This is a genomic window from Lysobacter concretionis Ko07 = DSM 16239 (genome assembly GCF_000768345.1).
Lineage (GTDB): Bacteria > Pseudomonadota > Gammaproteobacteria > Xanthomonadales > Xanthomonadaceae > Novilysobacter > Novilysobacter concretionis.
In genome coordinates, this window is sequence record NZ_AVPS01000006.1 from 243,814 (window position 1) to 251,289 (window position 7,476).

Annotated in this window: 6 protein-coding genes and 1 other RNA gene; all 7 read left to right on the forward strand. The window is 65.7% G+C overall.

Going from position 1 to position 7,476, the window contains the following annotated elements:
• Window positions 1-77: 77 nt before the first annotated feature.
• Window positions 78-4,592: an EAL domain-containing protein gene (locus N792_RS13505; RefSeq protein WP_052103867.1), complete on the forward strand. Its 4,515-nt coding sequence runs from the start codon at window positions 78-80 to the stop codon at window positions 4,590-4,592.
• Between the two features lie 78 nt (window positions 4,593-4,670).
• Window positions 4,671-4,892, forward strand: coding sequence for a TIGR02449 family protein (locus N792_RS09310; protein ID WP_036194312.1), 222 nt, complete (start codon window positions 4,671-4,673; stop codon window positions 4,890-4,892).
• The gene (locus tag N792_RS09315) at window positions 4,889-5,191 is read left to right on the forward strand and encodes a cell division protein ZapA (RefSeq protein WP_036194315.1); all 303 of its coding nucleotides are present in this window, start codon (window positions 4,889-4,891) and stop codon (window positions 5,189-5,191) included. Before N792_RS09310 ends, N792_RS09315 begins: the two co-directional genes overlap by 4 nt.
• A gap of 55 nt (window positions 5,192-5,246) precedes the next feature.
• Window positions 5,247-5,434, forward strand: a non-coding RNA gene (gene ssrS / locus N792_RS13820) — 6S RNA.
• A gap of 118 nt (window positions 5,435-5,552) precedes the next feature.
• A complete protein-coding gene (locus N792_RS09320) occupies window positions 5,553-6,158 on the forward strand; it encodes a 5-formyltetrahydrofolate cyclo-ligase (protein ID WP_036194317.1) in 606 nt (201 codons plus the stop codon).
• Window positions 6,155-6,625 (forward strand): EVE domain-containing protein, encoded by a 471-nt coding sequence (locus N792_RS09325; protein ID WP_036194319.1) that lies wholly within the window; start codon window positions 6,155-6,157, stop codon window positions 6,623-6,625. The genes N792_RS09320 and N792_RS09325 overlap by 4 nt, the downstream gene beginning before the upstream one ends.
• A 7-nt stretch (window positions 6,626-6,632) precedes the next feature.
• Window positions 6,633-7,295 (forward strand): ribose-5-phosphate isomerase RpiA, encoded by a 663-nt coding sequence (gene rpiA / locus N792_RS09330; protein WP_036194321.1) that lies wholly within the window; start codon window positions 6,633-6,635, stop codon window positions 7,293-7,295.
• Window positions 7,296-7,476 lie beyond the last annotated feature (181 nt).

Below are 7,476 nucleotides of genomic sequence, written 5' to 3' on the forward strand. Positions count from 1 at the left end.
TGCGCCAGGACTCCTCTCCGACAACCCCGCTGCTTGTCCGCCTCTGTGCGGGCCTGATCGCCTGCGCATTGCTCGGAATGGCACTACCGTCCACCGCTCACGCCACCGTGCGCGATTATTACTTCACCCGGATCGGCAGCGATCAGGGCTTGGCCCAGAACACCGTCACCGCGATGATCCAGGACCCGCAGGGGTTTGTCTGGGTCGGCACCCAGGGCGGCCTGCACCGCTACGACGGCCAGCATTACGTCTCCTACCGGAACGACCCCCGCGATCCAACGAGCCTGCCGGACAGCCTGGTGACCTCACTGGCGCTGGAAGGCGACCGCGCGTTGTGGGTCGGCTCGTATTCGCAGTTCCTGGCGCGCATCGATCTGGGCACCGGACGCATCGACCGGTTCTCCGCCGGGCTTGGCCGGAATATCAGCCAGGCCGAGCGGCAGGTCATGGCGGTGCTGCCGCAGGACGGCAAACTGTGGGTCGGCACGCTGGCCGGGCTGGACCGGTTCGATCCGGCCACCGGTCAACGCGAGAAGATCATCCGGCTGGAACCCAACGAGTTGCGCGTGATGTCGATCCAGCACCTGGTCGCCGACAACACCGGAACCATCTGGTACGCCAACTCCACCGGCCTGTACCGGGTCCGGCCCGACGGGCAGGCGCAGCGGGTGGGCGATGCGGCGATGACCAGCCGCCTGTTGCTGGACGGCGATGGGCTGCTCTGGGTGGGACGTAGCGACGGGCTGTTCCGCGTCCAGCCCGACGGCAAGCTGGAACAGGCCTGGCCCATGACCGCAGGCAAGGCCGCGACGAATGTCCGGGCGCTGGTGCAGGCCCCCGATGGCAGCCTGTGGTTCTCGGTGCTTGGCGATGGATTGCGTCGCTTCGACGTGGCCACCGGAAGTGTTCGTCGCATCAGGCAGATGGCGGCTGTGGATGCCGGGCTGCCGGAGGACACGATCGGCAGCCTGATGGTCGACCAGAGCGGCATGCTGTGGATCGGCGGCCTGCTGCGCGGCGTGGCCGTCACCGATCCCCGCGGCGCCCGTTTCCCGTACGTCTTCGATCAGAAGAGCCGGCTCGCAGAGGGTCCGGCCGCCAACGACAGCATCCGCGCGATCCATGAGGGCACCGAAAAAGGCGTCCTCTGGATCAGTACCGACCACGGTAGTCTGCTGCGCTACGATGTCGCGCAAGACCGCTTCGAGGACTGGACCGGCCGCCTTCCCGCCACTGCCGGCAACGCGCCGGACGCCATCGGGATCGCGGATGCCGGCGATGGCCGGCTGTGGCTGGCCACCACCGCCGGACTGCTGCGGCTGTCCCCCGATACCGGCCGGGTGGAAAAGATCGACCTGGGAAAATTCAGTGACATCGGCCTGGATTCGATCCTCGTCGATCGCCACGGCAACCTGTGGCTGGGTACCGCCGAGATGGGCGCGCTCATCTACCACCCGGGCAGCGGCAAGCTCTCGCTGGATTACATCAGCCACGGGGGCTTGACGGACCGCCAGCTGTCCCACCCTCGCGTGCGGGCGCTGCTGGAGGATCGCCAGGGCCGGATCTGGTTCGGCACCGGCGATGGCGTCGACCGGCTCGATCCCGCCAGCGGCACGCTGAAGCACTTCCGCCACGACCCGGGCCAGGAGCGCAGCCTGCCGGGCAATCTGGTCAGGGCGCTGCACCAGATGTCGGATGGCTCGATCTGGATCGGCACCCATTCCGGGCTGAGCCGGGCCGTGGATCGTCCGGACGGCGGTGTCGACTTCATCCAGCCGTTGACCGACGCATTCAATGAACGTCCCAACGTGACGGTGTTCAGCATAGCCGAGAGCCCGGCGACGCCCGGCGAGCTGTGGCTGGGGACCGACACCGGTGTGGTGAGGCTGGATATCGGCGCCGGTCATGTCCGCGTTTACGGCCTTGCCGACGGCTTGCAGGACCTGGAATTCAATGGCGGTGCGGCGGCCGTGCTGGCCGATGGCCGGATCGCGATGGGGGGTGTGCGCGGGCTGAACCTGTTCGATCCGGCGAAGGTGACGGATTCCACCTATCAACCGCCCTTGCGCCTGCTGTCGGCAAAGATCGGTGCCGACACCCCGACCGATGCCAGTGCGCTGTGGCAGCCGATGCGGCTGGATGTGCCTGATGGCGCCCACATCCTGCGCCTGCGGATCGGCGCGCTCGACTTCGCCCCGGCGGCGAATATCCGCTACCGCTACCGGATGGAAGGCTTCGACCGCGGGTGGATCGACAATGGCGCGCAGTCGGCCATTACCTATACCCGCCTGCCGCCGGGTGCTTACACATTCCGTGCCCAGGCCACCAACCGGGATGGCGTCTGGAGTCCGAACGAACTGCAGATACCGGTGGAAATCGCCTTGCCATGGTGGCGCCACCCGCTGACCATCAGTCTTTTCCTGCTCACGATGCTGGTGCTGGCGATCACCCTGGGGTGGAGCCAGCACCGCCGCCGGCAGCACGAGCAGAACTGGTTCCGGCAACTGCGCGAACGCGACGAACATCTCAAGCTGGCGCTCTGGGCATCGGGAGAGCAGTTCTGGGACTTCAATCTGGCCCGCCAGGAAATGCACCGCATGCAGGTTCACGAGTCGTCCAGCACGCGACCGGAAATCAGCATGGAGCGCCAGGTTTCCAACGACCTGCTGATCCACGACGATGACCTGCCCCAGGTCAAGGCGATCATGCGCCGGCACCTGCGCGGCGAAACCGCACTGTTCATGTCCGAACACCGTGCGCGCAATGCCGGTGACAACGACTGGTACTGGGTGCGGGCCCGCGGACGGGTGGTCGAACGCGACGCGGATGGCCGCGCGCTGAGGGTCGCCGGTACCGCCCGCGATGTCACCGCCAGCCGCAACGCCGAGCGCGAGCGGCGGATCGCCAGCGAGATCCTGCGCAGCATGGCCGAGGCGGTCGCCGTGTTCGACCAGGACTTCCATTTCATCTCGATCAATCCCGCCTTCAGCCGGATGACCGGCTATCAGCAGGCCGAAGTGATCGGCCGCTCCACCAGCCTGCTCGACAGCAGCCGCCATGAACCCGACTTCCACCTGCAGTTGCGCACCGACCTGCGCCGCGATGGGCGCTGGTCGGGTGAGATCTGGCAGCAATGCAAGGATGGCAGCGAGTTCCTGTGCTGGCTGCAGGTGAGCGTCGTGGTCCAGGACAAGGGCCGGCAAAACCATTACGTGGCCGTGCTTGGCGATATCACGGACCAGAAGCGGACCGAGCAGGAGCTGCGCTACCTGGCCAACTACGATCCTCTGACGGGACTGCCGAACCGCACCCTGCTGCTGGAGCGGCTGGCCGCGGCCATCGTGCGTGCGCGCGCCAGCCAGAAAAAGATCGGCGTGCTGTTCCTGGATCTGGATCGCTTCAAGGACATCAACGATTCACTGGGTCATGCCGCAGGCGACCGCATCCTGCGTGCGGCGGCCAACCGGATCCAGCGCGTCATCGGTGCCCGCCAGACCGTCGCGCGGCTGAGCGGCGACGAGTTCGTGGTGGTCCTCGAAGAACTCGATGACGGCGCCCAGGCGAGCAGGCTCTCCGGTGAGTTGATCGCCGCGTTCGAGGCACCGCTGGAATTCGAGCATCGCCACGACGTGGTGATTTCCCCATCGATCGGCATCAGCCTGTACCCGGACGATGCACAGATCGCGAGCGAACTGATCAAGCACGCCGACACCGCCATGTATCGGGCCAAGGCCGTCGGCCGGCGAACCTTCATGCGCTACGTCGAGACCATGGACGTGGAAGTCCATCGCCGCGCCACGCTTTCCGCCGCGTTGCGCACGGTGCTGGATCGCGGCGAACTGTCGCTGGTGTTCCAGCCCCGGCTGTCATTGTTCAACAACACCATCACCGGCGTGGAGGCATTGCTGCGCTGGCACAGCCCCTCGCACGGAGAGATCCCGCCTTCGCAGTTCATCCCGTTGGCCGAGGAGTCGGGGATGATCCTGGAGATCGGCGAATGGGCATTGCGTGAGGCTTGTCGCGCACTCAGGCACTGGCGCGAGGATGGGCTGATGGACGTACCGGTGGCGGTGAACGTGTCTTCGCTGCAACTGTTGCGCGGCGACTTCCCCCAGGTCGTCACGCGCGTGCTTGCCGAGACCGGTGTCCCCGCCGACCACCTGGAGCTGGAGTTGACCGAAAGCGTGCTGATGGCCAATCCGTTCGAGACGGCCGCCACGCTCCAGGAATTCCGCCAGCTTGGCGTCAACCTCGCGATCGATGATTTCGGAACCGGCTATTCATCGCTGTCGTACCTGAAGCGGCTGCCGATCACGATGCTGAAAATCGACAAGGAATTCATCGACGATCTCGCCCATGACGTCGATGATGCGGCCATTACCAGCACCATCATCGCGATGGGGCATTCCCTGGGCCTCATCGTGGTGGCCGAAGGCGTCGAGAACCAGGAGCAGGCCGAATTCCTGCGTCAGCACGGTTGCGACGAGATCCAGGGATACTGGCTGGCACGACCGATGCCGTCGGATCAGTTGCGCGCCTTCCTGCACCAGCATGCCGCCACGCCTGCGCCGGCCGAATCGCCGGCCGGGTGAATCCGGGACTGAACCGGATCACCGGGCGCCGTCACCCGCCTTCTTGACCGGCCCGCACCCTCTGCCTATCGTGCCCGGATGGATCGCGACGAACTGCTCAATCAAATGCAAGCCCTGCTTGAGCGCGTCGATCAGCTCGCCGACCGCATGGCCCGCCTGCAGGAAGAAAACCGCAGCTTGCGCCAGCAACAGGAAACCCTCTCCGGGGAACGCGCCGCGTTGCTGGCCAAGAACGAGCAGGCCCGCACCCGGGTCGAGGGCATGATCCTGCGGTTGAAGTCACTGGAGCAGCACACGTGAGCGCCAATCAGCCCGTCGTCATCCGTCTGCTGGATCGCGAATACACCGTCGGCTGCGAACCCGACGAGCGCGACAGCCTGCAGGCCGCAGCCAAGCTGCTCGACAGCAAGATGCGCGAGATCCGCGGCGGCAACCGCATGGCGGCACTCGACCGCGTCGCCGTCCTGGCCGCACTCAACCTGGCCCACGAACTGCAGCAGGTCCGCGCTGAAAACAGCGGCCGCGATCGCGAGCTCACCCGGACACTGGGCGATCTGAATCGCAAGCTCGACGGCCTGTTCGACACCGCTTCGAACTGAACGCAAGTGTCCTCGGACGATCCCGGAATCGGACGTCCGCGCTATACTCGGTCCACGTCCTCTGCTGTGGACGACAGCGTGCGCAAACATTCGCCTTGTCCCTTAATTGCGACCGCGGGGATGCAACGGAAGCCCGGCGTGCAAATCCGCCCTGGTAGCGGGAAGCCCGAAGGCCTCCAAGCGTTCCCACTTGAACCACGGGTTCAAGGTCGTTTCGCGCGCATCGCCATCGGCGGAGGATTCTATTTTCCCGGCAGGCCGTTCCCGGTTGACCAACCGGCTTCAAGAACCGGTTCACGCGCCGGATCGTGAACCGGCTTGTGCCGCCCCGAACCAGGCCAACCGATCAGGACCATGCTGGATGACCGTCGAACTTGCGGCGCATCGCCGACATCTTCGTAGCCAGTTGCGCGCACGCCGGCACGGCCTGCCGGCGGCCGAACGCATCGCTGCTGCCGAGCGGATTGCCGAACGCCTGCTTGCCCTGCCGTTTGCTCCATCCGCTGGCCATGTCGCCGGCTATTGGGCCATGGATGGCGAGATTGCACTTCATGCCTGGCAGCTCCAGCTTCCGGCCGACTGCACCTATTGCCTGCCGGTGATTGCAGGCGACCGACTCGCTTTCGCTCCCTGGCGTCCAGGCGACCCACTGGTCAGCAACCGTTATGGCATTCCAGAGCCGGCCGTTGAACCGGCTTTCCTCCTCGCTGCCGAGGAGATGGCCTTCGTGGTGCTGCCATTGGTCGGTTTCGACACCGGCGGCGAGCGCCTGGGCATGGGCGGTGGCTGGTACGACCGAAGCTTTGCCTTCCGCCAGGATCGGTCTGCCCCGCCCTGGCTGGTCGGCGCCGCATTTGCACTCCAGCAGGTCGACGCGCCACTTGACACGGCCGACTGGGACGTTGCGCTGGACGCCGTCTGCACCGAGTCGCGCACCCACCAATTCCGGAGGCCGAAGACCCCATGACCCCGCGCCGTCGATACTGGTTGATGAAATCCGAACCCCAAGCGTTTTCGATCGATGACCTGCAGCGCGTCGGCACGGAACCCTGGAACGGCGTGCGCAATTACCAGGCGCGCAATTTCATGCGTGACGGCATGCGGGTCGGCGACGGCGTGCTGTTCTATCATTCCAACACCAGGATCCCGGGCATCGTCGGCACCGCGACCGTTGCCAGCCCGGCGTACCCGGATGACACCCAGTTCGACCGGAAGTCGCCGTACTACGACCCCAAGGCGACCCGCGAAGAGCCGCGCTGGCAACTGGTCGATATCGCCTTCGAACGCAAGCTCTCGCGCACCATTTCACTGGACGAGATCAAGCAACACGCCGATGAACTGGGCGAAGAATTCGCCCTGATACGGCGAGGGAACCGACTGTCGGTATTCCCGGTATCCGCCGCACAGTACCGATACCTCCTTTCCCTCGAGTAGACCGCAGATGTCCGAAGCCAAACGCCTGGCCGCCGAAAAAGCCATCGATTACGTGGAAGACGGCATGATCGTCGGCGTCGGGACCGGATCCACCGTTGCCTATTTCATTGATGCACTGGGCCGGATCAAGGAGCGCATCAAGGGTGCAGTTTCCAGTTCGGAACAGAGCACCCAGCGCCTGCTCGCCCACGGCATCGAGGTATTCGATCTGAACGCCACCGGCCCACTGTCCCTTTACGTCGATGGCGCCGACGAATGCGATCCCCACAAGCGCCTGATCAAGGGCGGCGGCGCCGCACTGACACGCGAGAAGATCATCGCCGAGGCCAGCGAAAGGTTTGTCTGCGTCATCGATCCCGCCAAACGGGTGGATATCCTCGGACGCTTTCCCTTGCCGGTCGAAGTGATTCCGATGGCCCGCAGCCTGGTCGCCCGGGAGATCGTCGGCATGACCCGCGCCCAGCCCGTCTGGCGCCAGGACGCCGCTGGCCGGGGGATCGTCACCGACAACGGAAACCTGATCCTCGATATCCACGGACTGGCGATTACCGATCCGGTCGCCATGGAATCCGCCCTCAACCAGATCCCCGGCGTCGTCAGTGTGGGCCTGTTCGCCCGGCGCCCCGCCGATGTGGTCATCATCGGCGGCGAGCCGCCCCAACTGCTCTGACAGCAGCGGTACCGACGCACCGCGACGTAGGCCGTAACCTTCCGCGCTCCCACCAGCGCGCTGGATCAACGGTTTCTCTCTCCCGCGCCGCGCCGCACGCGGCCGGCGCAACCACCACCTCAGTCAGTGCGCGGCCGGACAGTACCCATAACCAGGCGCCTCGTTCCGGGGCGCCGTGGTG

Coding starts and splice junctions, on each gene's coding strand:
- N792_RS13505 (WP_052103867.1), top strand. CDS start 78: ATGGCACTACCGTCCACCGCTCACGCCACCGTGCGCGATTATTACTTC.
- N792_RS09310 (WP_036194312.1), top strand. CDS start 4,671: ATGGATCGCGACGAACTGCTCAATCAAATGCAAGCCCTGCTTGAGCGC.
- N792_RS09320 (WP_036194317.1), top strand. CDS start 5,553: ATGACCGTCGAACTTGCGGCGCATCGCCGACATCTTCGTAGCCAGTTG.
- N792_RS09325 (WP_036194319.1), top strand. CDS start 6,155: ATGACCCCGCGCCGTCGATACTGGTTGATGAAATCCGAACCCCAAGCG.
- rpiA (WP_036194321.1), top strand. CDS start 6,633: ATGTCCGAAGCCAAACGCCTGGCCGCCGAAAAAGCCATCGATTACGTG.